We start from the raw sequence: 26,219 nt of genomic DNA, 5'->3' as shown, positions 1-26,219 counted from the left end.
GACCGTCGAAGCCGTCAATCGGACAGTAGCGAGGATCAATCTACGCCCGCGCAAGCGCTTGGGCTGGAAGACGCCGTACGAAGTGCATACAGGGGTGAGCGTTGCACTTATGTGTTGAATTCAGGCCCCATGATCCGGAAAACCCTCACTCTGGCACCGCTGTTGCTGGTCGCCTCCATCAGTCACGCCGCCGAGACGGTCAAGGTTTACAACTGGTCCAGCTACATCGCGCCGGACACCACGAAAAATTTCCAGAAAGAAACCGGCATTGGCGTCATTTATGACGTTTACGACAGCAACGAAACCCTCGATGGCAAGTTGATGACCGGCAACTCCGGTTACGACGTGGTGTTTCCGTCCAACCACTTCATGGCCCGGCAGATTCAGGGCGGCGCGTTGAAGAAGCTCGACAAGAGCCAGTTGCCGAACTGGAAAAACCTCAACCCGGTGTTGCTCAAGGCCCTGCAAACCAACGATCCGGGCAACGAGCACGGCTTCCCGTATCTGTGGGGCAGCACCGGCATCGGTTACAACGTTGCCAAGATCAAAGCGGTACTGGGCGACGACGCGCCGGTCGATTCCTGGGATCTGATTTTCAAACCCGAGTACATGGAAAAACTGCAGAAGTGCGGCGTCGCGATTCTCGACAACGGCCCGGAATTGCTTCCGGCGGCCCTCAATTATCTGGGCTTGCCGCACCACAGCAAGAACCCCGAGGACTACAAGAAAGCCGAAGCGCTGCTGATGAAAGTGCGGCCATACGTCAGCTACTTCCATTCCTCGAAGTACACCAGCGATCTGGCCAACGGCGATATTTGCGTGGCGGTCGGTTTCTCCGGCGACATCCTGCAAGCCGAGAGCCGCGCCAAAGAGGCGAAGAACGGCATCGAGATCGGCTATTCGGTTCCCAAGGAAGGTTCGCCCATCTGGTTCGACATGGTCTCGATGCCCAACGACGCTCCGGACGAGAAGGCCGGCTACGCCTTCATGAACTACCTGTTGCGCCCGGACGTGATGGCTGACATCAGCAACTCGGTGCACTACGCCAACGGCAATGAGCAGGCCGATAGCCTGATCGATCCGGCGATCAAGAACGACACCAAGGTTTATCCGACCCCGGAGATGTTGGGCAGGTTGTTCGCCCTGGAGGCAATGCCGATGAACATCGACCGGATCCGTACTCGGATCTGGAACAAGATTCGTACCGGTAGCTGAGATATATCGGTAAATGCAAAACCTGTGGGAGCGAGCCTGCTCGCGAAAGTGATGTTTCATTCAGCATTGATGTTGGATGAGCTTTCGCATTCGCGAGCAGGCTCGCTCCCACATGGGTTATCAGCGACTATTATCGGGTGATATCAATGCGCTGGCACATGCACTAATACAAGGCAAAAGTGAGACGCCTTCGACAAAAAACAACTTAGCCTTATTTAATAATTAAATAGAAAATCGTCAGACAATTAGGCAAAAACCAGCCGTCTGAAACATTCTTTCGACCGCACATGCTTTGTTTACGGGAGCTTCCCGGAATAGCTCGATTTGAATTCAAAAAAATGCTTTACGTCAGATTTCAAATTGTGTCAGTTTTCTTTCGCCTTCATTGGGCGAGTGATAGGACGATCTCGCCAGAGATTGTCGCTATCGGACAAAAACTGTTCCATTGCTTAACAAGGAAGTGTGTTTATGTCGAAAGTTAAAAAGAATGCTATTGATACCGCCGAACAGGCTTTCCAGCCTGTAGGGGCTGCGCAGTCACTGGCAGCATCCAGCTCCGCCTGGAACCAGATCAATAGTTTCAGCCATCAATACGATCGCGGCGGCAACCTCACGGTCAACGGCAAACCCTCCTTCTCCGTCGACCAGGCCGCAACCCAGTTGCTGCGCGACGGCGCTGCCTATCAAGACAAAGACGGCAGCGGCAAGATCGAACTCACCTACACGTTCCTGACTTCTGCTTCATTTGGCACGATGAACAAGCACGGGATCTCCGGGTTCAGTCAGTTCAGTGCTCAACAACAAAACCAGGCCAAGCTCGCCATGCAATCCTGGGCCGATGTGGCCAATGTCACCTTCACCGAAAAAGCTACGGGTGGTGACGGTCACATGACCTTCGGTAACTACAGCGGTGGCCAGGATGGCGCTGCAGCGTTCGCTTATCTGCCAGGCACCGGCGCCGGTTATGACGGCACCTCGTGGTACCTGATCAACAGTGGCTACACGGCGAACAAGAATCCGGATCTGAACAACTATGGCCGTCAGACGCTGACTCACGAGATCGGTCATAGCCTCGGTCTGGCTCACCCTGGCGACTACAACGCCGGTAATGGCAACCCGACCTATAACGATGCTTCCTACGGGCAAGACACCCGCGGCTACAGCATCATGAGTTACTGGAGCGAGAACAACACCAGCCAGAACTTCAGCAAGGGTGGCGTGGAAGCCTATGCCTCCGGCCCGCTGATGGATGACATCGCAGCGATCCAGAAACTCTACGGCGCCAACACCACCACCCGTACCGGTGACACCACCTACGGTTTCAACTCCAACACCGGTCGCGACTTCCTCAGCGCTTCGTCGTCGAGTGACAAAGTAGTGTTCTCGGTCTGGGATGCGGGCGGCAAGGATACTCTGGACTTCTCGGGGTTCACCCAAAACCAGAAGATCAACCTCAATAGCGCCTCGTTCTCCGACGTTGGCGGTATGGTGGGTAACGTCTCCATCGCCAAGGGCGCAATCATCGAGAACGCCATCGGCGGTTCGGGCAGCGACCTGCTGATCGGCAACAGTGTGGCCAACGAACTCAAGGGCGGTGCCGGAAACGACATCCTCTACGGAGCTGGCGGTGCCGACAAGCTGTGGGGTGGCGCGGGTTCGGACACGTTTGTGTTCGCGGCAAGTTCGGATTCCAAACCGGGTGCTATCGATCAGATCCTCGATTTCGTCAGTGGTCTGGACAAAATCGACCTGACCGGCATCACCAAGGGCGCCGGCCTGCACTTCGTCAGCGCCTTCACCGGTGCGGCGGGCGATGCGGTATTGACCTCGTCGGGCGGCAACAGCCTGCTCTCGGTGGACTTCTCCGGATTCGGCGCGGCCGACTTCCAGGTCAGCACCGTTGGCCAGGCGGCAATCAGCGACATCGTGGCTTGATGTGAAACAAGAGGGCGGCGCGTGATGCGCCGCTTTCTTCGCTTGCATCGTCTTGCCCTGTAGGCAAGGCTACGCACTGGGGTGAAATTTCCTATGAGTCGAAACGTTTTTACCTACATGACGGTGGCGTGGCTGATGGCGACGCTGATGATGATTTCAGGAGAAACAAGCATGGCAAGCAGCCTCAGGCTCGAAGAACCCTCGGTATTCGCCGGGCAGTGGCAGGCGACGCTGAGCGCCCGCGATGACAGCGCTGAAGCGCAAAAACTGCAGGACAAACCGTCAAATACCTGCACTGTCGATCTGCAATCCAACCAGACGATTGGTAAAGGCGCTGACTGCTTGGGGGCATGGCTCGAAGAGGCGCCGATTGGCTGGTTTCCCGACCCGGACGGAATTTCGATCACTGGCAAGGAGGGTTCAAGAATCCAGTTCTTTAGCCGACAACGTGATGGGTTTTATCTGGCGACTTTGAAGTCAGGTCTGAAAATTACCCTGGAGCGCGTTGCGCAACAGCCTTAAAGATCAATCAGACGACAAGATTTTTAATATAAGGCGTCACTGTCAAGTTGTAAGCGACATGTTCAATCACAACTGCACTGTATTAAGCAGAACTAGTTGTTATGAATTTGTAAGCGAACAGCTTGGAAATATGTTCCCGCGTTGCGTGAATAATCAATTTGAAGTCTCGCCAAAGATTGGCGAGAGTTAGACCTCAGGAATAATCAATGAAGATGGCGAAGGCCCCAGCCACCGCTCCCTTGTTCAAGGCATTGGGTGACTATAAAAGCATCCTGATCAGCGTCGGTTGCTTTACGGCACTGATTAACGTGCTGATGCTGGTGCCCTCCATTTATATGCTTCAGGTCTATGACCGGGTGCTGTCTTCACAGAACGAAACCACCCTGGCGATGCTGTCGCTGATGGTTGTCGGCTTCTTTGTCTTTATCGGCCTGCTGGAAGTGGTGCGCAGTTTCATCGTGATCCGCATCGGCAGCCAACTGGAGCGCCGCTTCAACCTGCGGGTGTACCAGGCGGCGTTCGAACGCAACCTGTTCAAGGGCGAGGGCAATGCCGGGCAGTCGCTGGGGGACTTGACCCACATTCGTCAATTCGTCACCGGCCCGGCGCTGTTCGCTTTTTTCGATGCGCCGTGGTTTCCGGTGTATCTGTTCGTTATTTACCTGTTCAACGTCTGGCTCGGCGTACTGGCCACCGCCGGTGCGCTGTTGCTGATCGCCTTGGCATGCCTCAACGAATACATGACCAAAAAGCCGCTGGGCGAAGCCGCCGGTTTCTCGCAGCAATCCAGCCAGTTGGCCACCAGCCACCTGCACAACGCCGAAACCATTCAGGCGATGGGCATGCTCGGTTCGTTGCGTAAACGCTGGTTCCAGGTGCATTCGCGCTTTCTCGGTTTGCAGAATCAGGCCAGCGACACCGGCGCGGTGATCAGCTCTGTGAGCAAGACCCTGCGTCTGTGCCTGCAATCGCTGGTGCTGGGCCTTGGCGCGTTACTGGTGATCAAGGGTGACATGACCGCCGGCATGATGATCGCCGGCTCCATCCTGATGGGCCGCGTACTCAGCCCGATCGACCAGTTGATCGCCGTCTGGAAGCAATGGAGCGGGGCGAAGCTGGCTTACCGTCGTCTCGATGCGTTGCTGCAAGCCTTCCCGCCGAGTGATGAAGCGATGGCCCTGCCAGCGCCCAAAGGCCAGATCACCTTTGAGCAAGTCAGTGCCGGCCCACCCGGGCAACGCACTGCGACCTTGCACATGGTCAATTTCAATCTGGGCGCAGGTGAAGTGCTGGGTGTGCTCGGTGCGTCCGGTTCCGGCAAATCGACCCTGGCCCGAGTGCTGGTCGGTGTGTGGCCGACCCTGGGTGGCACTGTGCGACTGGACGGCGCGGACATCCATCGCTGGAATCGCGATCAACTCGGCCCTTACATCGGCTACCTGCCGCAAGACATCGAACTGTTCAGCGGCAGCATCGCCGAAAACATTGCGCGTTTTAGCGAGGCCGATGCGCAGAAAGTCGTGGCGGCTGCCCAGCAGGCCGGCGTTCACGAAATGATCCTGCGCCTGCCGCAAGGTTACGACACGCAGTTGGGCGAGGACGGCAGCGGGCTGTCCGGTGGTCAGAAGCAACGAGTGGCGCTGGCGCGCGCCATGTACGGGACGCCAAGCCTGGTGGTGCTGGATGAGCCCAACTCCAACCTCGACACCGTGGGCGAAGCGGCGTTGGCCAGCGCGATTGCGCAACTCAAGGCCCAGGGCACCACAGTGGTGCTGGTGACACATCGCTCTTCGGTGCTGGCTCAGGCCGACAAATTGCTGGTGCTCAACGAGGGTCGTTTGCAGGCCTTCGGCCCGAGTCAGGACGTGCTCAAGGCGCTGTCCGGCGCCGCCAATGAACAACCACGCGAGAAACCTGCGCAAGCACCGGGCGGGCTCAGCATGAGCCGGCAGTATCAGCCCACGACAAGGAATTCGGGTGTATGAGCAGCGCGAACATGAACACTGAAAACGAAGCGAGCATGGAGCACGCGTACATTGCTGAACGTCCGGAACGTGACGCGAAATTCTTCGCACGCATGGGCTGGGTTCTGGCGATTGTCGGCGCGGGCAGCTTCTTCACCTGGGCGGCATTGGCGCCGCTGGATCAAGGCATTCCGGTACAGGGCACGGTGGTCGTGTCGGGTAAACGCAAAGCCGTGCAGTCGATGAGCAGCGGGGTGGTCAGCCGGATTCTGGTACGCGAAGGCGAGATCGTTAAGCAGGGCCAGCCACTGTTTCGCCTCGACCAGACGCAAGTCGCTGCCGATGTGCAGTCGTTGCAGGCGCAATACCGCATGGCATGGGCCAGTCTGGCGCGTTGGCAGGCCGAGCGCGACAACCTCAAGCAAGTGACCTTTCCGGCGGAGTTGAGCAATGACCCGGACCCGCGCCTGGCGTTGGTTCTGGAAGGTCAGCGCCAGTTGTTCAGCAGCCGCCGCGAAGCGTTCTATCGCGAGCAGGCCGGCTTGCGCGCCAGCATCGAAGGCGCCACCGCGCAACTGGCCGGCATGCGCCGCGCGCGCACCGACCTCAATGCCCAGGCCGACTCGCTGCAACAACAGTTGAGCAACCTGCAACCGCTGGCCGACAACGGCTACATCCCGCGCAACCGCTTGATGGAATATCAGCGCCAGCTCTCGCAGGTCCAGCAGCAACTAGCAGAAAACACCGGTGAAAGCGGGCGTGTCGAGCAGGGCATTCTCGAGTCGCGCCTGAAGCTGCAGCAGCACAGCGAGGAATATCAGAAGGAAGTCCGTACGCAACTGGCCGAGGCGCAGCTCAAAAGCGTCACGCTGTCAGAGCAACTGACCTCCGCCGGTTTCGACCTGCAACACAGCGAGATTGTCGCCACCGCCGACGGCGTGGCGGTCAATCTTGGCGTGCACACCGAAGGCGCCGTGGTGCGTCAGGGCGAAACCCTGCTGGAGATCGTTCCGCAAGGCACCACCCTGGAAGTGGAAGGGCACCTGCCGATCAATCTGATCGACAAGGTCGGCCCGCATCTGCCGGTGGACATCCTGTTTACCGCGTTCAACCAGAGCAAAACCCCGCGTGTGCCGGGCGAAGTCAGCCTGATTTCCGCCGACCAGATGGTCGATGAAAAAACCGGCGTGCCGTACTACGTGTTGCGCAGCAGCGTCAGCGATCAGGCCATGGAAAAACTCCACGGCCTGGTGATCAAACCGGGCATGCCGGCAGAAATGTTTGTGCGCACCGGCGAGCGATCGCTCCTCAACTATCTGTTCAAACCGCTGCTCGACCGGGCCAACTCTGCGTTGACCGAAGAATAAGGATGTTCAGCTGTATGAATAAGCTTTGCATGCTCGGGGCAGCATTGACGCTGTTCGCGAGTCACTCAGTCGTAGCGGCCATGGGGCCGTTTGAGATCTACGAACAGGCGTTGCGCAATGACCCTGTGTTCCTCGGCGCGATCAAGGAGCGTGATGCAGGCCTGGAAAACCGCGCCATTGGCCGTGCCGGGCTGCTGCCGCGAATCGGTTACACCTACAACAAGGGCCGCAACTCCTCGAAGGCAACGTCCCTTGATGAGCGTGCGCGCAATAAAACCGACGACCGCAATTACAGCAGTTACGGCTCGGCCCTGACCCTGCAACAACCCTTGCTCGATTACGAAGCCTATGCGGCGTATCGCAAGGGCGTGGCGCAGTCGCTGTTTGCCGACGAAAGCTTTCGCGGCAAGAGCCAGGAACTGCTGGTGCGCGTGCTGGATAACTACACCAAAGCCTTGTTTGCCCAGGACCAGATTGATATCGCACAGGCGAAGAAGAAGGCTTACGAGCAGCAGTTCCAGCAAAACGAACACATGTTCAAGCAGGGTGAAGGCACGCGCACCGACATTCTTGAAGCCGAGTCGCGTTATGAGCTGGCGACCGCCGAGGAGATCGAGGCGCGCAACGAACAGGACGCAGCGCTGCGCGAACTGGGCGCACTGGTCGGCGTGCCGGCCGTGGATATCGGTGATCTGGCGCCGCTGGATCAGAACTTCCAGACCTTCGTGCTGCAGCCAGCCAATTTCGATACCTGGCATGAAATGGCGGTCAGCAACAACCCGAACCTGGCCTCGCAACGCCAGGCTGTGGAAGTGGCGCGCTACGAGGTCGAGCGCAACCGCGCCGGGCACTTGCCGAAAATCAATGCTTACGCCTCGATGCGCCAGAACGAATCGGAAAGCGGCAACACCTACAACCAGCGTTACGAAACCAACACCATCGGTTTCGAAGTGAGCGTGCCGTTGTACGCCGGTGGCGGCGTGTCGGCCTCCACCCGTCAGGCCAGCCGCACCATGGAGCAGGCCGAGTACGAACTGGACGGCAAGACCCGCGAGACACTGATCGAACTGCGTCGCCAGTTCAGTGCCTGCCTGTCGGGGGTGAATAAATTGCGCGCGTATCAAAAGGCCCTGAGCTCGGCGGAAGCGTTGGTGGTGTCGACCAAGCAAAGCATCCTCGGCGGTGAACGCACCAACCTCGACGCGTTGAACGCCGAGCAGCAACTGTTCACCACCCGCCGTGATCTGGCGCAGGCGCGGTACGACTATTTGATGGCGTGGACCAAGTTGCATTACTACGCCGGCACGTTGAATGAGCAGGATCTGGCGCGGGTGGATGAGGCGTTTGGTGTAGCTCATCGCTGATGTGCACGACTTGAGAGCGGCCCCTCACCCTAACCCTCTCCCGAAGGGAGAGGGGACTGATCGGGGGATGCTTCAGAGGTACACCGACGTGAACGCGCTGTGCTGAATCCATAATCGACTGTTTTTCTCAAGTCGATGTAAAACGCAAGACACCTCGGTCAGCTCCCTCTCCCTCGGGGAGAGGGCTGGGGTGAGGGGCTCCAGGCGACACTGCAAAAGTACCCGCATAAAACAATAAAAGTGAGTAGTGAACATGGACGTACGCATCAAGCCAATTTCGGTCGGCACGCTGTTGCTCGCAGTTTCTATATCCCAGGCCCACGCCCAATACCTGGAGACCGGTAAACCCGGTGATCCCGCCAGTTGGCGCAGCGCCGAGTTTCTGCGCGATTGGGGCCTTGCGCGCATGCAGGCCGATCAAGCCTTTGCTGCCGGCATTACCGGCAAAGGCGTGAAGATCGGCGCGCTCGATTCCGGTTTCGACGCCGCCCATCCCGAATTCGCCACTGAGCGTTACCACCCGGTGCTGGCCAACGGCAGCTATGTCGACGGCTCGCCGTTCAACGTCGACGGCACCCTCAACGCCAATAACGATTCCCACGGCACCCATGTGGTCGGCACCATGGGCGCCTCGCGTGACGGCACGGGCATGCACGGTGTGGCCTATAACGCGCAAATCTTTGTCGGCAACACCAACAAGAACGACAGTTTCCTGTTCGGCCCCACGCCCGATCCGCGTTATTTCAAAGCGGTATACGACGCTTTGGCCGATGCCGGCGTGCGTGCCATCAACAACAGTTGGGGCAGTCAGCCGCCGGATGTCAGCTACCGGACCCTGGCTGATCTGCACGCCGCCTACACGCAGCATTGGAACAAAGGCACCTGGCTCGACGCCGCTGCCGACGTTTCGCGACGCGGGGTGATCAACGTGTTCAGTGCCGGCAACAGCGGTTATCCGAATGCCAGCGTGCGTTCGGCGCTGCCGTACTTTCAGCCGGATCTCGAAGGTCACTGGCTGGCGGTCTCCGGTCTCGATCAGAGCAATCAGCAGAAGTACAACCAGTGCGGCCTCGCCAAATACTGGTGCATCACCACGCCGGGCGCGAAGATCGACAGCACCATTCCCGGTGGCGGTTACGCGATCAAGTCCGGTACGTCGATGTCGGCACCGCACGCCACCGGCGCCTTGGCTCTGGTGATGGAACGCTACCCGTACATGAACAACCAGCAGGCACTCGAAGTGCTGCTGACCACCGCCACCCAGCTCGATGGTTTGGTGACGGATGCGCCGACCGAGCGGCTCGGCTGGGGCGTGGCCAACCTGAACCGGGCGATGCGCGGGCCCGGGCAATTACTCGGGGCGTTCGACGCCAATCTGGCGGCCGGGCAGAGCGATGTCTGGAGTAACGACATCTCCGACAAAGCGCTGATCCAGCGTCAGGGCGAAGACTTCGCTGAACACGTTACCTGGCAGCAAACCCTGCAAGACAAGGGTTGGCAGAACGGCATTGCGCCCGGCGCCAGCCAGCAAGATCAGACCGACTACGCGGTGGGCATGGCCCGTGATGCCGCCGCCGCGGCGCGGGTTTATCAGGGCAGCCTGATCAAGTCCGGAGACGGACAACTGTTTCTCACCGGGGACAATACCTATCGCGGCCCGACCACAGTCAATGGCGGCCTGCTGAGCGTCAATGGTTCGCTGGTTTCAGCAGTGACCGTCAACGATGGCGGCACCCTTGGCGGCTCCGGGCGAATCGGCTCGCTGATCGCCAACAGCGGCGGCCGCGTGGCGCCGGGCAACTCCATCGGCACCTTGAATGTGGCCGGTGACGTGACCTTCGCGCCAGGTTCGACCTACGCGGTGGAGCTGTCACCGACCCGCAGCGACCAGATCGTTGCAAGCGGCACGGCCACGGTCAGCGGCGCAACCGTCAGCCTGGCGCTGGAAAACAGCCCGACCCTGCTCAGTGCCTCCGAGGCGCAAAGCCTGCTCGGTCGCCAGTACAACATCCTGCAAGCGGCCGGTGGTGTTCAAGGCCAGTTTGGCGCCGTGGTGCCGAACTACCTGTTCATTGGCGGCAGCCTTGATTACGCCGCCAGCGCGATCCAGCTCAATATTGAACGCAACGCGACCGCGTTCTCCAGCGTCGGCCAAACCCAGAATCAGCGTTCGGTGGCCACGGCTATCGAAGGCCTTGGCGCAGGCAATTCGGTTTACGAAAGCGTGCTGCTGTCGGCAGACGCCGCGTCTGCGCAACGGGCCTTTCAGCAACTGAGCGGCGAAATCTACCCGGCCCTCGGTTCGATGCTGATCAACGACAGCCGCCAATTGCGCGATGCCGTCGGTGAGCGCCTGCACGATGCCTCCGCGACGCCAAGCAACGGCTGGATCAAGGCGCTCGGCGCGTGGGGCAGCACCGATTCGAGCCATGACACGGCGGGCTACAACACGTCGATTGGCGGTCTGCTGGCCGGTGTCGACGGCGCGCTGAACGAGCAGACCCGCATCGGTCTGGTCACCGGCTACAGCGACAGCTCGCTGAGCATGGGCTCGGGCACGCACTCGTCGGCCAAGGTCGACAGCTATCACCTCGGTGCTTACGCCGGGCATGAGATCGGCGCCTGGCGCCTGAGCACCGGCGCGGCCTACAGCTGGCATCGCGCCGATGTGAAGCGCGATTTGCAATACGGCGACGTCAGCGCCAAACAGAAAGCCAAGGTTGATGCGGCGACGACTCAGGTGTTCGGCGAGGCGGCGTATCGAGTGCAACTGCAACCGCTGGCGCTGGAGCCGTTTGCCAATCTGGCCTACATGCATGTGGACACCGAAGGCTTCACCGAGAAAGGCGATGCGGCGGCGCTCAAAAGCTCCGGCGATCAACGTGATGCAGTGCTGAGCACCCTCGGTGTGCGGGCGATCAAAACGTTCAATCTGTCGACTCGACAAACACTGGATGTGAGCGGCCATCTGGGCTGGCAGCACAGCCTCACCGACATCAAATCTGAACAGCATCTGCGCTTTGCCAGTGGCGGTACGCCGTACAGCGTCGAGAGTTCGTCGCTGGTGCGCGATGCCGCGTTGGTCGGTGTGCAGGCCAGTCTGGCGTTGAGCAAGGACGTGCGCGTGAACCTTGATTACAACGGGCAGTTGGCTAGCCGCGAGAAGAGCCATGGTGTTGGCCTGAGCCTTAACTGGCAGTTCTGACCGAACCCCTCAAAAACAGGGGCGCTAGCTGAACATAGACGGATTTTTCGTAACACAACTAAGGAAGGTCGCAGGATGAAAAACAATAAAACCCCCGCGCAAACGGGTGGCTGCTTTGCCCTGAAAACGTTGACTGGCGCGGTGTTGTGCGCACTCGCCACCTGGGGCACGGCACACGCCGCGCCCTATGTGGAAAACGGTCGCACGGGCGATGTCGCCAGTTGGCGCAGTGCCGAATTCAAGGCTGACTGGGGCCTGGGCGCAATCGGGGCCGAACACGCCTACGCCGCTGGTTACACCGGTAAAGGGGTAAAACTGGGGATCTTCGATCAGCCGGTGTACGCCGCACATCCGGAGTTTTCCGGCAGTAATAAAGTCGTCACTCTGGTCACCAGTGGCATCCGCGAATACACCGACCCGTACATCCCTGTCAAAGCCGGGGATGCGTTCCGTTATGACGGTTCGCCCTCGGTCGGTTCCGACGGCAAACTCGGTGCGCACGGCACCCACGTCGGCGGCATTGCGGCTGGCAGTCGTGACGGCGGGCCGATGCATGGCGTCGCGTTCGGCGCACAAATCATCAGTGCCGACAACGGCGACCCCGGCCCTGAAGACGGCATCGTCCGCGGTAACGACGGCGCCGTGTACAAGGCCGGTTGGGATGCGCTGATCGCCAGTGGCGCGCGGATCATCAACAACAGCTGGGGCATTGGCATCACCGATCGCTTCGACCTCGGTGGCCGCGATCCGGCGTATCCGCACTTCACCGTCAACGACGCACAGGTGCAATTCAACGAAATCCGCACGCTGCTCGGCACCAAACCCGGCGGCGCCTACGACGGTGCGATTGCCGCGGCACGCAGCGGCATCGTGACGATTTTCGCCGCCGGTAACGACTACAACCTGAACAACCCGGATGCCATCGCCGGCCTCGGTTACTTCGTCCCGGACATCGCGCCGAACTGGATCACCGTCGCCGCGTTACAGCAGAATCCGGACCTGACCAGCGCCAATCCGTACATCATGAGTACGTTCTCATCGCGTTGCGGCTACACCGCAAGCTTCTGCGTTTCGGCGCCTGGCACGAAGATCTTCAGTGCGATCATCGAGGGCACCAACGCCGACAATCTGACCACCGCCTACAAAAACTACAACGGCACCTCGATGGCCGCACCGCATGTGGCCGGCTCGATGGCCGTGCTGATGGAGCGCTTCCCGTACATGTCCGGCGATCAGGTCGCCAGCGTGTTGCGCACAACCGCGACCGACCTCGGCGCGCCGGGCATCGACGCGTTGTATGGCTGGGGGATGATCAACCTGCGCAAAGGCATTGATGGCCCGGCGATGTTCGTCACCGAGCAGGACATTCCGAGCGAGTTTCGCATCGACGGCGCTTACGGCACCGGCCAGTTTGTCGCGGATTTGCCGGGCATCGGCGCGATCATCGATCAGGGCAAACCCACCGAGCGCGTGTGCAACGACATCACCTGTGGCCTCGATACCTGGCGCAACGACATTTCCGGCCATGGCGGTCTGACCAAGCAGGGGATCGGCACACTGGTGCTGACCGGCAACAACAGCTACAGCGGCCCGACCCTGGTCAATCAGGGCCGACTCGCTATCAACGGCTCGCTGGCCTCTGCGGTCACGGTGAATGACGGCGGCATCCTCGGCGGCAATGGCCGGATCGGCGCGTTGTCGGTGAACAGTGGCGGTACCGTGGCACCGGGCAATTCGATCGGCACAATGAATGTCGCCGGTGACGTGACCTTCGCGTCGGGTTCGACCTACGCGGTGGAACTGTCGCCGACCAGCAGTGACCAGATCATCGCCACCGGTAAAGCCGTGATCGAAGGCGCCACAGTGACCATGGCGCTGGAAAACAGCCCGACACTGCTGACCACTGGCGAAGTGAAAAGCCTGCTCGGCACGCAGTACAACATCCTGCAAGCGGCGGGCGGTATCGAAGGACGCTTCGGCCAGGTATTGCCGGATTACGCGTTTCTTGGCGGGACGCTCGCTTACGCGGCGAACGGCATTCAACTGGCGGTGGGGCGTAATGACGCTTCGTTCGCCAGCGTGGGTCTGACGCCGAACCAGCGCGCCGTGGGTGCCGCTGCCGAGCGCCTGGGCGCGGGCAATGCGCTGTTCGAAACCCTGCTGGTTTCACCGACTGCCGCCGTAGCGCAGCAAGCATTCCAACAGTTGTCCGGAGAAATTCACCCGGCCATCGGCACGATGCTGATCAACGACAGCCGTTACCTGCGCGATGCCGTCGGCGAACGTCTGCGCGAACGTGATCTGTTCGACGCCGCAGCGCCGACGGATGACCGCAGCAACGCTTGGGTCAAGGTGCTGGGTGCGTGGGGCAAGAGCGATGGCGGGCATGAAAATGCCGATTCCAACAGCTCCATCGGTGGCTTGCTGGCCGGCGTCGACGGCTTGATTGCTGAAGATACTCGTCTGGGTTTCGTTACCGGTTATAGCGACAGTTCACTGAGCATGGGCAGCGGCACGCATTCGTCGGCATCCGTCGACAGCTACCACTTGGGCGCGTACCTGGGGCATGAAATCGACGCACTGCGTCTGACCGTGGGCGGCGCCTATAGCTGGCACCGTATCGACGTGAAACGTGATCTGCAATTCGCTGATGTCAGCGGCAAGCAGAAGGTCAAACGCGATGCGAGCACCGCGCAATTGTTCACCGAAGCGGCGTATGACCTGGGCCTGCAACCGATGAACCTGGAGCCGTTCGCCAACCTGGCTTACGTGCACCTCAACAGCGACAGCTTCACCGAGAAGGGTGACGCCGCCGCGCTGAAGGGCGGTGAAGACAATCGCGAGGCGGTTCTGTCGACCCTCGGCGTTCGAGCCAAGCGCACGTTTGCCCTGTCCGACAAGCATCAGCTGGAACTGGGCGCGACCCTGGGCTGGCAGCACAACCTGAGCAGCGTCGATGCTGAAAACCATTTGGCGTTCGCCAATGGCAGCAGCGCGTTCAACGTGCAGAGTGTGTCGCTGGATCGTGATGCTGCGGTGGTCGGGGTGCGCGCCGGTCTGGCGCTCAACCGCGATGTGCGGGTTAACCTGGATTACAACGGGCTGATCGGCTCGAACGAGAAAGACCACGGCGTAGGTCTGACGCTCGACTGGCAGTTCTGATTTCAAGGAAGAGAGAGCACAACACATGGGACTGTTTGATTACAAAAATGCCGATGGCAAAGCGTTGTACAGCGATGCCATCGCTCTGACGCTGTATGCCTACACCCCGACCGGCAAGCCATTGCCGGCCGGGGGATGGGCACCGGTTACAGCGACGGCACTGGGCTATCAAGGCAAGGTCGGGCCGCAAGGCACGTTTTTCGGCGAGAAGGACGGCTTCACCAGCGCCGAGGCCGAAGTGCTCGGCAAGTACGACGCGGCCGGCAAGCTGATCGGCATCGGTATTGCGTTTCGTGGCACCGGGGGGCTGGGTTACAGCGACACCTTCGGCGACATGAAAAACAATCTGCTGGCCGCCATCGGGCCTTCGGACTACGCCAATCAATACGCGAAAAATGCCTTCGACAACTTGCTCAAGGCTGTCGCGGCGTTCTCCATCGCCCATGGCATTGGCGCCAAGGACGTGTTGATCAGCGGCCACAGCCTCGGCGGGCTCGGGGTCAACAGCGTGGCCGAACTGAGCGCCGGCAACTGGGGCGGGTTCTTCAAGGACGCCAACTACATCGCTTTCGCCTCGCCGACCCAGAGCAGCACTGGCAACAACGTGCTGAACATCGGTTACGAGAACGATCCGGTGTTCCGCGTGCTCGATGGCACCACGTTCAGCAGCGCATCGATGGGCAAGCACGACAAGCCGCACGAATCGACCACTGACAACATCGTCAACTTCACCGACAACTATGCGTCGACCGCGCAGAACCTGGTGCCTTTCAGCATCGTCAATCCGATGAACTGGTCGGCCCACGGTTCCCTGGGATATGCCGACGGCTTGAATCGGGTGATCGATTCGAAGTTCTACGGCCTGACCCACAAGGACTCGACGATCATCGTCTCCAACCTTGAGGAGTCGTCCCGGGGTAAAACCTGGGTCGAGGATCTGGGCCGCAGTGGCGAGCCGCACACCGGCAGCACCTTCATCATCGGCACCCAGAGCAACGACTGGCTCAAGGGCGGGGCGGGTAACGACTTTCTTGAGGGCCTGGGCGGTGATGATCGTTTTCGCGATGACGGCGGCTTCAACATCCTGCTCGGCGGCCAGGGCCACAACACCTTCGAGCTGCAGAAGCCGTTGCAGAACTTCAGCTTCGCCAACGACGGTGACGGCACGCTGTATGTGCGCGACGCCTACGGCGGCATCAGCATGACCCGCGACATTGGCGCGCTGGTGAGCAAGGAGTCGGGGTCGTGGTGGGGCAGCAAGGAGATCACCTGGGGCGTCACGGCCAAGGGTCTGACCAATGGCAGCGAGCTGACCCAGTACAATCATTCGCTTAGCGGCGATGGCTACGGCAACGCGCTGCACGCCACGGCCGAGGGTGACTGGCTGTTTGGCCTGGGTGGCGACGACACGCTGATCAGCGACAAGGGTCATGTGACCTTCGTCGGAGGCGGGGGGAACGATGTGATGAGCGCGGTGGGTGGCAACAATACCTTCCTGTTCAGCGGCGCGTTCGGTTTCGATGCCATCAATGGTTATCAGGGCAGCGACAAACTGCTGTTCATGGGGGGCGAAGGCGCGGGGCAGGGCTACGACTACAAGCAGCATGCGTCGCAGGCAGGCGGCGATACCGTGCTGAAGATTGGCGAGTTTGCCGTGACGCTGGTTGGGGTAGGAGTGGCTAACCTGTCGGACGCAAGTTTCGTCTTCGCCTAGGTCCAAATGTGGGAGCGAGCCTGCTCGCGAAAGCGGTGTGTCAGCAATACAAATGTTGACTGACACTGCTTCTTCGCGAGCAGGCTCGCTCCCACAGTAAAAGCAGTAAGTAGTTTTGAAATACTCCGCGGCGTTCCGCGAGGGGCGCCCCGGCTGTGAGCTATCTCTGACAATTCCAACAAAAAGAGAGGCAATGGCAATGGGTGTGTATGACTACAAAAACTTCGGTACAGCCGATTCCAAGGCGTTGTTCAGTGACGCCATGGCTATCACGCTGTATTCCTATCACAACCTCGATAACGGCTTTGCCAGCGGTTATCAGCACAACGGTTTCGGCCTCGGCCTGCCGGCCACGCTGGTGACCGCGCTGATTGGCGGCACCGATTCGCAAGGTGTCATCCCCGGTATCCCGTGGAATCCCGATTCAGAAAAACTCGCCCTCGACGCAGTGCAAAAGGCCGGCTGGACGCCGATCACCGCCTCGCAATTGGGCTACGACGGCAAGACTGACGCGCGCGGAACCTTCTTTGGCGAGAAGGCCGGTTACACCAGCGCCCAGGTGGAAATCCTCGGAAAGTACGACGCCCAAGGCCATCTCACTGAACTGGGCATTGCCTTTCGCGGCACCAGCGGCCCGCGAGAAAACCTGATCCTCGACTCCATCGGCGACGTTATCAACGACCTGCTGGCGGCCTTTGGTCCCAAGGACTACGCGAAGAATTACGTCGGTGAAGCCTTCGGCAATCTGCTCAATGATGTGGTCGCGTTTGCCACGGCAAACGGCCTCAGCGGCAAAGACGTGCTCGTCAGCGGTCACAGCCTCGGTGGATTGGCCGTCAACAGCATGGCGGACTTGAGCGGCAGCAAGTGGGGTGGCTTCTTCAGTGACTCCAACTACATCGCCTACGCTTCGCCAACCCAGAGCAGCACCGACAAGGTGCTCAACGTTGGCTACGAAAATGACCCGGTGTTCCGCGCGCTCGATGGCTCGACCTTCACCGGCGCTTCGATTGGCGTACACGATGCGCCCAAGGAATCAGCCACCGACAACATCGTCAGCTTCAACGATCACTACGCCTCTAACGCCTGGAATGTGCTGCCGTATTCGATCCTGAATATTCCAGTCTGGATCTCGCACTTGCCGACTGCGTATGGCGAGGGCATGAACCGGGTGATCGAGTCGAAGTTCTACGACCTGACCAGCAAGGACTCGACGATCATCGTCGCCAACCTGTCGGACCCGGCGCGGGCCAACACCTGGGTGCAGGACCTCAACCGCAACGCCGAAACCCACAAGGGCAGCACGTTCATCATCGGCAGCGACGGCAACGACCTGATCCAGGGCGGCAGTGGTCATGACTACCTCGAAGGTCGCGCCGGTAACGACACCTTTCGTGATGGCGGCGGCTATAACGTCATCCTCGGCGGGCAGGGCAGTAACACTCTCGACTTGCAGAAATCGGTAAACACCTTCGATTTCGCCAATGACGGTGCGGGCAATCTATACATCCGCGATGGCAATGGCGGGATCAGCATCACCCGCGACATCGGCAGCATCGTCACCAAGGAGCCGGGCTTTCTCTGGGGGCTGTTCAAGGACGATGTGACCCACAGCGTTACGGCCAGCGGTTTGAAGGCTGGCAGCAATGTGACGGCGTACGAATCCAGCGTGAAGGGCACCCACGGCGCCGATACGCTCAAGGCGCATGCCAGCGGTGACTGGTTGTTCGGGCTCGATGGCAACGATCAGCTGATTGGCGGCGCGGGCAACGACGTGTTCGTCGGTGGCGCGGGCAATGACCTGATGACGTCGGGCGGCGGGGCGGACACGTTCCTGTTCAACGGCGCGTTCGGACAGGACCGAGTGGTGGGGTTTACCGCCAACGACAAACTGGTGTTTCTTGGGGTGCAGGGTGTTTTGCCGAGTGATGACTTCCGTACTCATGCTTCAGCGGTGGGGCAGGATACGGTGCTGTCGTTTGGTAATGATTCGGTGACGTTGGTGGGGGTGTCGCTGAATAGCTTGAGTGGCGATGGGATTGTGATCGCCTGATGTTGATGAGGCGTCTGTAAGGACGCTTTCGCGAGCAGGCTCGCTCCCACAGCGGATTTGCGTCGAACACAAAATATGTGGCCGACCAGGAACCGTGTGGGAGCGAGCCTGCTCGCGAAGAACGATAACGCGGTATCAGAAGTGACTCGATGGCCATTACCTGACTCTCAACCTGTGCAGAACAGGAAAAGCGGCCTAAAGCCAGCACGTGCGCACACGTTCTATAGCTAGCCGCCACTGAGCACAGGAGATTCAAACGTGAGAGGTTTCAAAGGGTATGTCGGGATTGTGGGATTGGCGCTGCTATCGGCCAACGCCTGGGCCGATCTGCCTCAAAGCTCGATTCTGAGCCGTTACGGCATCACCACCGAAGAATTGCCGAGCCCGGCGAAAACCGAAGTGGTAGAGCCGGTCGAAGAGAAAAGCCGCTTTCAGATCCAGCCCGAACAGCCATTCGTGACCATTCGCCTGGGTGACGGCAAACAACCGCAGACCACCGGCAACCTGAGCATTGACCGCATGGCTCAGCAAGATCAGGAACGTTGCCAGCGTTTGCAGGGCGAACTGGCCCGGCGTGGTGGGCAATATTTGCGTTGCGACGACACGATCCCCGGCATGGCCCCGGATCAATAACACCGCGAACCCCCTGTAGGAGCTGCCGAAGGCTGCGATCTTTTGATCTTGATCTTAAAAAAAGATCAAAGGATCGCAGCCTTCGGCAGCTCCTACACAGGTCGTGTTTCGTCAGTCTTCTTCGCGCACCGTAGCCACTTCAGCCGCGCGTACTTTCACCTTGGCGCCGGAAATATCCTCGAACTCATAGAAGCCGTCCTCGGTTTCGGTCTTCGGCATGTCCTTGGTCAAATACTGGGTGCCGTTCTGCAGGGTGACCACGGTCGGGCTTGCGCAGCCGGCCAGTGTCAGCAAGGTCGCTACCGCGAGGGGGATGCCCAGAGTCTTGATTTTCATACCCATCTCTAATTCCTTAATCCATGTGATTCCGAACGATGTCGGTGTTCTAACGCGGTTGGTGCCATTCAACCAGAAAAAGTTCGATAGGCCGGCGAAAAAATGCCATTGATCCTTTTCCGTTTGCGCCGGGCGGGGCAGAGCTGGTATCTGTACGCATAACCAGTATTCGCTCCCCGTGGCCCAGAATTCCCGTGACTGCCAATCCACTCGACGATCCGTTCTATTACCTCAACAACTTCCGGCAAGTGCTTGAATGGCTTGAGCTTCGCTATGCCGATGTGATGGGTGAAGCAGAGCATGCGTTCATGCGTGACTTCAAGGCGTTGCCGCGTGCTTCGCAGGGTTTGCTGGTGCGGTTGGTGATGCGCAAGGGTGCACATTTTCGTGCCGGCAAACTCAACTACCCGGAAATCGGTGACATCGGCCAAGCGGCGCATCCGCTGCTGGAGCAGGGCTGGATCGACGAGCATGCAGCGCTGGCGATCACAGAGCTGTTCGACGTACTGCTCAAAGCCGAAATCCTGCAAGCCTTCGGCGCTTTCATCGAACAACCCAAGGGGCGCAAGGACGATTGGCTGCCAGCGTTGGCCGAGCAGTTCACTGATGCGCGCACGCTGCGTGACTGGGCGCCGGCGCTGCAGGATCGCCTGTTCAGCCTGACCATCATGGACCTGTGCGACCGCTTGCGGTTGATGTTCTTCGGCAACCTTTATCAGGACTGGTCGGAATTCGTACTGGCCGACCTTGGCATCTTCACCTATGAAAAAGTCGAGTTCTGCGCCGATTCCCGTGGTTTGCGCAGCCGTGAAGACGTCGATGCCTGCCTGTTTCTGCACCAATGCCAATTGCGCTTCGAGGCGGGTGAGCCGCTGGAAACCATTGTTGAGCAGGTCAGCGCCTTGCGTTTCGACAACCCGTGGCTGGAGCGTCGACGCGCCAAGGTGTTGTTTCAGATCGGCCAGTATTGCGAGCGCATCAGCGAGTTTGCCCTGGCCCTGGACATTTACCGGACGTGCGCCTATCCCGGTGCGCGATTGCGCATGATTCGGGTCTTGGAGCGTTGTGGCGAATACGGCTTGGCGCTGGAACTCGGCACGCTGGCCGAACAGGCGCCGCAAAGCGCCACCGAACAGCAAGGCCTGCAACGTATCCTGCCCCGCCTGCGGCGCAAACTCGGCGGCCCGCCGTTGAAACGGCTGGCGCCGCGACCGGTGGAGCGTCTCGATCTGCATTTGCCGCGCATCGATCCGGCGCGGTCTGTGGAGTTTCATGTGCAGGCGCATCTGCACGACGACGAGGGCCCGGTGCACTACGTGGAAAACAGCCTGATCAACTCGTTGTTCGGTCTATTGTGCTGGCCGGCGATTTTCGCGCCGCTGCCGGGGGCGTTCTTTCACCCATTCCAGCGCGGCCCGGTTGATCTGCTCAATGAAGACTTTCAGCAACGCCGCGCCGAGCTGTTCCAGGCCTGCCTCACCGAGCTGGACGACGGCCGTTATGCCGATACCATCCGCCAGCGATTCGTCGCCAAGTGGGGCGTGCAGTCGCCGTTCGTGTTCTGGGGCGCGTTGAATGAAACGCTGCTGGAGCAAGCGCTGGCCTGTTTACCCGCGGCCCACCTCAAACACTGGTTCAGCCGCTTGCTGCTCGACATCAAGGCCAACCGCGCCGGGATGCCCGACCTGATCCAGTTCTGGCCGCAGCACAAAACCTACCGGATGATCGAAGTCAAAGGCCCGGGTGATCGCTTGCAGGACAACCAGCTGCGTTGGCTGGAGTTCTGCCATGAACATCAGATGCCAGTGGCCGTGTGTTACGTGCAATGGGCGGAGCAGGGCGTTTGAGCTACAGCATTGCGGTGCGTGCGCTGTGCGAGTTCACCGCCAAGACTGGCGATCTCGACTTGCGCTTCACGCCCTCACCGACGGCACTGGAAGGCATTGCTGGCCATCGCACGGTGGCCTCGCGGCGCAGTGACAACTACCAGAGCGAAGTGGCGCTGGAAGGCACGTTCCGCCAACTGAAGGTCAAGGGCAGGGCGGATGGCTACGATCCGGCGCAGAACTGCCTGGAGGAAGTCAAAACCTACCGGGGCGACCTGAGCAAGCAACCGGCCAATCATCGGCAGTTGCACTGGGCGCAGGCGAAGGTCTACGGCTGGCTGATGTGCCGCAAACTTGATCTTGCGCAGATCAACGTGGCGCTGGTGTATTTCGACATCGTCAGCGAGAAGGAAACCTGTCTGGTCGAAGCGTTCAGTGTCGAGGCCTTGCAGGTTTTTTTCGAGCAGCAATGCGGCCTGTTTCTGTACTGGGCCGAACAGGAAATGGCCCACCGCGAGGCGCGCAATCTGGCCGCGCAGCAACTGGCCTTTCCGCACCCAGACTTTCGTCCCGGTCAGCGCCATCTGGCCGAATCGGTGTTCAAGGCGATCAGCACCGGTCGCTGTCTGATGGCGCAGGCCCCGACCGGGATCGGCAAAACCCTCGGCACGCTGTTTCCGATGCTCAAGGCTCTGGCGCCGCAGCAACTGGACAAGGTGTTCTTCCTCACCGCCAAGACACCCGGCCGCAAACTGGCGCTGGACGCCAGCCAGGTGTTGTTCGACCAATCGCCAACCTTGCCGTTGCGCGTATTGGAGATGGTCGCGCGGGACAAAGCCTGCGAACACCCGGACAAGGCATGCCACGGCGAATCCTGCCCGTTGGCCCAGGGCTTTTATGATCGCTTGCCCGCCGCCCGCGAAGCGGCCAGTCGCATCAACCTGCTCGATCAAGCCGCGATGCGTGAAGTCGCCGCGCAGCATACGGTGTGTCCGTATTACCTGAGTCAGGAGATGGCGCGCTGGGCTGACGTGTTGGTCGCCGACTACAACTATTACTTCGATTTCAGCGCATTGCTGTTCGGCCTGGCGCAGCTCAATCAGTGGAAAGTCGCCGTGTTGGCAGACGAGGCGCACAACCTCGTCGAGCGCGGCCGGCAGATGTACAGCGCCAGTCTCGATCAGGCCACGCTGGGCAGTGTGCGCAAAACCGCACCCGCACCGCTGAAGAATTCGCTGCAACGGGTCAATCGCGAGTGGAACGCGCTGCATGCGCCGCAACTGGCGGCTTATCAGGCCTACGACAAAGCCCCGGAAAAGCTCTTGCAGGCGATTTCCCTGTGTTGCGCAGCGATTGGCGATTACCTCAATGACCATCCGCAAGGTCTCGACAGCGGTTTGCAGAACTTCTATTTCGACTTGCTGCAATTTGGCCGGGTGGCGGAGCTGTACGACGAGCATTACCTGTTCGACATCAGCAAGCGCGACCTCGACCGCAAACGTCCGCTGTCGCAGCTGTGTTTGCGTAATGTGGTCCCGGCGGCGTTCATCGGTCCGCGCCTGAAGGCTGCGCGCAGCAGCGTGCTGTTTTCCGCGACCCTGAGCCCGCGCAACTATTACGCCGACTTGCTCGGTACGCCCGCCGATACCGTGTGGATCGACGTCGAATCACCGTTCAGCGCCGAGCAGTTGCAGGTGCAGATCGTCAGTCGCATCTCGACGCGCTTCAACCATCGCCAGGCATCGCTTGAACCGATCGTCGAGCTGATCGCCCGCCAGTTCAGCGAACGGCCGGGCAACTACCTGGCGTTCTTCAGCAGTTTCGATTACCTGCAACAAGTGGCAACGTTGCTGGCCGAGCGGCACCCGCACATCACCCTGTGGCAGCAATCGCGGGGCATGGTCGAAGGGGCGCGACAGGCGTTTCTCGATCAGTTCACCGCCGACAGCCAGGGCGTCGGCTTTGCGGTGCTGGGCGGTGCGTTTGGTGAAGGCATCGATTTGCCGGGCGCACGCTTGATCGGCGCATTCATCGCCACCCTTGGGCTGGCGCAGCTCAACCCGGTCAATGAACAACTGAAGCGGCGCATGGCGGCGATCTTTGGCGCCGGCTACGACTACACCTATCTCTATCCCGGCGTGCAGAAAGTGGTGCAGGCCGCCGGCCGGGTGATTCGCACCCGCGAAGATCGCGGGGTGGTGATGCTGATCGACGACCGCTTTGCCGAGAGCCGCGTCCAGCAACTGCTGCCGCGCTGGTGGGCGATCAATAATGAGGCGCCGGCTTCCCAATTCCCCGGATTGCCGCATACTTCCGCTCATGACAACGGCTGGTGAGTGTGATGAGCGATAACAACAAGTCCGCAGCGATCGAAGAGATGCGTTTCAGGCTTCTGATCGATGCGGTCGTCGACTACGCGATCTACATGATCGACCCCGACGGCATCATCACCAGTTGGAACTCCGGCGCCAAACGCTTCAAGGGTTATGAAGAGGCGGAAATTCTCGGTCAGCACTTTTCGCGGTTCTATACAGCCGATGATCGCGCAGCCGGATTGCCGCAACGGGCACTTGATACGGCGATCCGCGAAGGGCGATTCGAAGGCGAAGGCTGGCGCGTGCGCAAGGACGGCACCAACTTCTGGTCCCATGTGGTGATCGACCCGATCATTGACCCCAATGGCAAACTGCTGGGTTTCGCCAAGATCACTCGTGACCTCACCGATCGCAAGATGGCCGAGGAAACCCTCAAGCAGAGCGAGCAGCAGTTTCGTCTGCTGGTGCAGGGTGTAACCGACTATGCGATCTACATGCTCAGCCCCGAAGGTCGGGTGAGCAACTGGAACCAGGGCGCCCAGCGGATCAAAGGTTATCTGCCGGAAGAAATCATCGGTCAGCATTTTTCGATTTTCTACACCCCCGAGGACCGCGAGCGCGGCGAGCCGCAGCGGGCGCTGGCGATAGCCACCGAAACAGGCCGCTTCGAGAGTCGAAGCTGGCGTGTGCGCAAGGACGGTACGCAATTTCTGGCGCACGTGGTGGTCGATGCGATTCGCGGTGAAACCGGCACGTTGCTCGGTTTTGCCAAAATCACCCGCGACGTGACCGAAGCCCATCAGGCCCAGCAGTCGCTGGAAAAGACCCGCGAGGCGCTGGCCCAGGCGCAGAAGATGCAGGCGATCGGTCAGCTCAGTGGCGGCATAGCGCATGACTTCAACAACCTGCTGACGGTGATTCTCGGCAATCTGGAGATCGTCCAAAAACGCATTGGCGACGACCCGAAAATCATCCGCCTGTTGGAAAACGCCACTCAAGGCGCACTGCGCGGCGTGTCACTGACCCAGCGCATGCTGGCATTCGCCCGGCGTCAGGAGCTCAAGACCGAATCGGTGGACATACCGCAACTGGTGCAAGGCATTACCGGCCTGCTTCGCAGCTCGCTGGGCCCGGGCATTCGCATCGATACAGATTTTCCCGAAGACCTGGAGCCGGTGTTGGCGGACGTCAACCAACTTGAATTGGCGCTGCTCAACCTCGCTACCAACGCGCGCGACGCCATGCCCGAGGGCGGCAGCGTGACCATTGCTGCGCAACGCGAAGTCGTGCTTGAACTCGGTCATACGGAGTTGGCGGCGGGGCGTTACATTTGCCTGAGCATGACTGACACCGGCGACGGCATGGACGCGCAGACACTCGCTTCGGCCCGCGACCCGTTTTTCACCACCAAAGGCGTGGGCAAAGGCACTGGTCTGGGTTTGTCGATGGTGCATGGCTTCATTGAACAGCTCGGCGGCCGCTTTATCCTCAAAAGTGAAAAAGCCAACGGTACTACCGCCGAACTGTGGATTCCGGTGGCGGGCGAGGGCACAACGGCGAAGGCCTTGTTCCCGCCGGCCGCTCCGATCGTTGTACCGCGGCTAAGCGTGTTGGTGGTGGACGACGACTCGTTGGTGCTGACCAGCACCAGTCTGCTGCTCGAAGACCTCGGTCACCGCGTGGTCAGCGCAACCTCCGGCACTGAGGCGCTGGCGTTGTTTGACCGAGGCGAGGTCATCGACCTGATGATTACCGACATGGCCATGCCGCACATGAGCGGCGCGCAACTGGCCCACGCGGTGCGGGTGCTGAAACCTGATCTGCCGATCGTTCTGGCCACCGGTTACGCCGAGCGCCTGGAAGGCTTTGCCGCGCAGTTGCCGCGCCTGCCGAAACCGTTCACGCAGTTGAATCTTGTGGAGATCATTGCCCTGTCGATGAAATGAGCTTCGGGGATATTCGGCTGAACTAGTGTGAGGCAGGGGGTTTCTAAGTTTTTTACCTGCCCCGGAGCCCGCGTCTCGTGTCTCGCATATTGACCCACCCGACCGCTGAAGAAATCCAGACCGAACATGACGCCAAGATGTTCGGCTCACCCAAGGAACGTCTGGACTTCTATCGGCGCGAAATCCAGTACGAAACCAGCATTCTCGCCAATCGCACCGATGCCTATCTGGCGGCGCAATCGTTCCTGGTGATTGCCTTTGCTTCGTGCATGTCCAACCTTAACCCGGAATGGGGCAAGTTGTTTACCTTGGTGGTGCCACCGTTTCTGGCGCTGTTGGGGCTGCTCAGCTCGCTCAACGCCTGGCCTGGGATTCGCGCGGCGTACGACATCATCGACCACTGGCACTTCAAGCAGAGCCATTTGCTGCACAGCGAGCCTTTGATGGGCCTGGCGTATGACGAATCACCCCTGTTCAGCGAGACGGAGTCGAGCCACAAGGGCTACCGTAAATCGCTGTTGTTCTCGGTGCGCACGCCGTGGATTTTTGCCACGTTCTGGGTGATTTTGGGCAGTTATGCGGTGTTTATTCAGGTAACGAATCCTGGGGGCTAGGTTTTGGCTACCAGAGTCGAAGATCAACAGCCCTCACCTGAGTTCCAC

At 60.0% G+C, this 26,219-nt stretch carries 16 protein-coding genes and 1 pseudogene; 16 read left to right on the top strand and 1 reads right to left on the bottom strand.

Annotation, left to right across the window (positions count from 1 at the left end):
- From JJD74_RS22145 to JJD74_RS22090, 12 genes and pseudogenes are all read left to right on the top strand, one after another.
- Positions 1–118, top strand: a pseudogene (locus JJD74_RS22145) (IS30 family transposase); the annotation flags it as partial.
- A gap of 11 nt (positions 119–129) precedes the next feature.
- The gene (locus tag JJD74_RS22140; RefSeq protein ID WP_042559259.1) at positions 130–1,215 is read left to right on the top strand and encodes a polyamine ABC transporter substrate-binding protein; all 1,086 of its coding nucleotides are present in this window, start codon (positions 130–132) and stop codon (positions 1,213–1,215) included.
- 468 nt (positions 1,216–1,683) lie between these two features.
- Entirely contained in the window at positions 1,684–3,150 is a 1,467-nt protein-coding gene (locus JJD74_RS22135; RefSeq protein ID WP_200616828.1) for a serralysin family metalloprotease, read from the top strand.
- Positions 3,151–3,243: 93 nt separating this feature from the next.
- On the top strand, positions 3,244–3,672 hold the full coding sequence (locus JJD74_RS22130; protein WP_200616827.1) for an AprI/Inh family metalloprotease inhibitor: 429 nt from the start codon (positions 3,244–3,246) through the stop codon (positions 3,670–3,672).
- A 206-nt stretch (positions 3,673–3,878) separates the two neighbouring features.
- Positions 3,879–5,657: a type I secretion system permease/ATPase gene (locus JJD74_RS22125; protein WP_200616826.1), complete on the top strand. Its 1,779-nt coding sequence runs from the start codon at positions 3,879–3,881 to the stop codon at positions 5,655–5,657.
- Positions 5,654–7,003 (top strand): HlyD family type I secretion periplasmic adaptor subunit, encoded by a 1,350-nt coding sequence (locus tag JJD74_RS22120; protein ID WP_047301169.1) that lies wholly within the window; start codon positions 5,654–5,656, stop codon positions 7,001–7,003. The genes JJD74_RS22125 and JJD74_RS22120 overlap by 4 nt, the downstream gene beginning before the upstream one ends.
- 2 nt (positions 7,004–7,005) lie before the next feature.
- On the top strand, positions 7,006–8,367 hold the full coding sequence (locus JJD74_RS22115; RefSeq protein WP_200616825.1) for a TolC family outer membrane protein: 1,362 nt from the start codon (positions 7,006–7,008) through the stop codon (positions 8,365–8,367).
- Between the two features lie 253 nt (positions 8,368–8,620).
- Entirely contained in the window at positions 8,621–11,572 is a 2,952-nt protein-coding gene (gene eprS / locus JJD74_RS22110; protein WP_200616824.1) for an autotransporter serine peptidase EprS, read from the top strand.
- 75 nt (positions 11,573–11,647) lie between these two features.
- Positions 11,648–14,734 (top strand): autotransporter serine protease, encoded by a 3,087-nt coding sequence (locus JJD74_RS22105; RefSeq protein WP_200616823.1) that lies wholly within the window; start codon positions 11,648–11,650, stop codon positions 14,732–14,734.
- 25 nt (positions 14,735–14,759) lie between these two features.
- Entirely contained in the window at positions 14,760–16,448 is a 1,689-nt protein-coding gene (locus JJD74_RS22100) for a polyurethane esterase (protein ID WP_200616822.1), read from the top strand.
- A gap of 199 nt (positions 16,449–16,647) precedes the next feature.
- Positions 16,648–18,501 carry a polyurethane esterase gene (locus JJD74_RS22095; RefSeq protein WP_200616832.1) on the top strand — a complete coding sequence of 618 codons (1,854 nt, stop codon included), beginning with the start codon at positions 16,648–16,650 and terminating at the stop codon, positions 18,499–18,501.
- A gap of 258 nt (positions 18,502–18,759) precedes the next feature.
- Complete coding sequence (locus JJD74_RS22090; protein ID WP_200616821.1) at positions 18,760–19,134, top strand: hypothetical protein; 375 nt, start codon at positions 18,760–18,762, stop codon at positions 19,132–19,134.
- A gap of 111 nt (positions 19,135–19,245) precedes the next feature.
- On the opposite strand, the gene JJD74_RS22085 is transcribed toward JJD74_RS22090, so the two are convergent.
- Positions 19,246–19,470: a YgdI/YgdR family lipoprotein gene (locus JJD74_RS22085; protein WP_042562092.1), complete on the bottom strand. Its 225-nt coding sequence runs from the start codon at positions 19,468–19,470 to the stop codon at positions 19,246–19,248.
- Positions 19,471–19,664: 194 nt separating this feature from the next.
- Between JJD74_RS22085 and JJD74_RS22080 the strand changes: the two genes are divergently transcribed.
- The 4 genes from JJD74_RS22080 to JJD74_RS22065 all read left to right on the top strand — a co-directional run bounded on the left by JJD74_RS22080 (position 19,665) and on the right by JJD74_RS22065 (position 26,171).
- Entirely contained in the window at positions 19,665–21,317 is a 1,653-nt protein-coding gene (locus JJD74_RS22080; protein ID WP_200616820.1) for a VRR-NUC domain-containing protein, read from the top strand.
- On the top strand, positions 21,314–23,632 hold the full coding sequence (locus JJD74_RS22075; RefSeq protein ID WP_200616819.1) for an ATP-dependent DNA helicase: 2,319 nt from the start codon (positions 21,314–21,316) through the stop codon (positions 23,630–23,632). Before JJD74_RS22080 ends, JJD74_RS22075 begins: the two co-directional genes overlap by 4 nt.
- 5 nt (positions 23,633–23,637) lie before the next feature.
- Positions 23,638–25,557 carry a hybrid sensor histidine kinase/response regulator gene (locus tag JJD74_RS22070; RefSeq protein ID WP_200616818.1) on the top strand — a complete coding sequence of 640 codons (1,920 nt, stop codon included), beginning with the start codon at positions 23,638–23,640 and terminating at the stop codon, positions 25,555–25,557.
- 77 nt (positions 25,558–25,634) lie between these two features.
- Entirely contained in the window at positions 25,635–26,171 is a 537-nt protein-coding gene (locus JJD74_RS22065) for a hypothetical protein (protein ID WP_042559246.1), read from the top strand.
- Positions 26,172–26,219 lie beyond the last annotated feature (48 nt).

Origin of the sequence: Pseudomonas sp. MF6776, from assembly GCF_016613125.1 — a bacterium.
In the GTDB taxonomy this organism is placed as follows: domain Bacteria; phylum Pseudomonadota; class Gammaproteobacteria; order Pseudomonadales; family Pseudomonadaceae; genus Aquipseudomonas; species Aquipseudomonas iridis.
Note: the sequence above shows the minus strand (reverse complement) of the source record. Positions and strands in the feature narration are given on the sequence as shown.

Coding starts and splice junctions, on each gene's coding strand:
- JJD74_RS22140 (WP_042559259.1), top strand. CDS start 130: ATGATCCGGAAAACCCTCACTCTGGCACCGCTGTTGCTGGTCGCCTCC.
- JJD74_RS22135 (WP_200616828.1), top strand. CDS start 1,684: ATGTCGAAAGTTAAAAAGAATGCTATTGATACCGCCGAACAGGCTTTC.
- JJD74_RS22130 (WP_200616827.1), top strand. CDS start 3,244: ATGAGTCGAAACGTTTTTACCTACATGACGGTGGCGTGGCTGATGGCG.
- JJD74_RS22125 (WP_200616826.1), top strand. CDS start 3,879: ATGAAGATGGCGAAGGCCCCAGCCACCGCTCCCTTGTTCAAGGCATTG.
- JJD74_RS22120 (WP_047301169.1), top strand. CDS start 5,654: ATGAGCAGCGCGAACATGAACACTGAAAACGAAGCGAGCATGGAGCAC.
- JJD74_RS22115 (WP_200616825.1), top strand. CDS start 7,006: ATGTTCAGCTGTATGAATAAGCTTTGCATGCTCGGGGCAGCATTGACG.
- eprS (WP_200616824.1), top strand. CDS start 8,621: ATGGACGTACGCATCAAGCCAATTTCGGTCGGCACGCTGTTGCTCGCA.
- JJD74_RS22105 (WP_200616823.1), top strand. CDS start 11,648: ATGAAAAACAATAAAACCCCCGCGCAAACGGGTGGCTGCTTTGCCCTG.
- JJD74_RS22100 (WP_200616822.1), top strand. CDS start 14,760: ATGGGACTGTTTGATTACAAAAATGCCGATGGCAAAGCGTTGTACAGC.
- JJD74_RS22095 (WP_200616832.1), top strand. CDS start 16,648: ATGGGTGTGTATGACTACAAAAACTTCGGTACAGCCGATTCCAAGGCG.
- JJD74_RS22085 (WP_042562092.1), bottom strand. CDS start 19,470: ATGAAAATCAAGACTCTGGGCATCCCCCTCGCGGTAGCGACCTTGCTG.
- JJD74_RS22070 (WP_200616818.1), top strand. CDS start 23,638: ATGAGCGATAACAACAAGTCCGCAGCGATCGAAGAGATGCGTTTCAGG.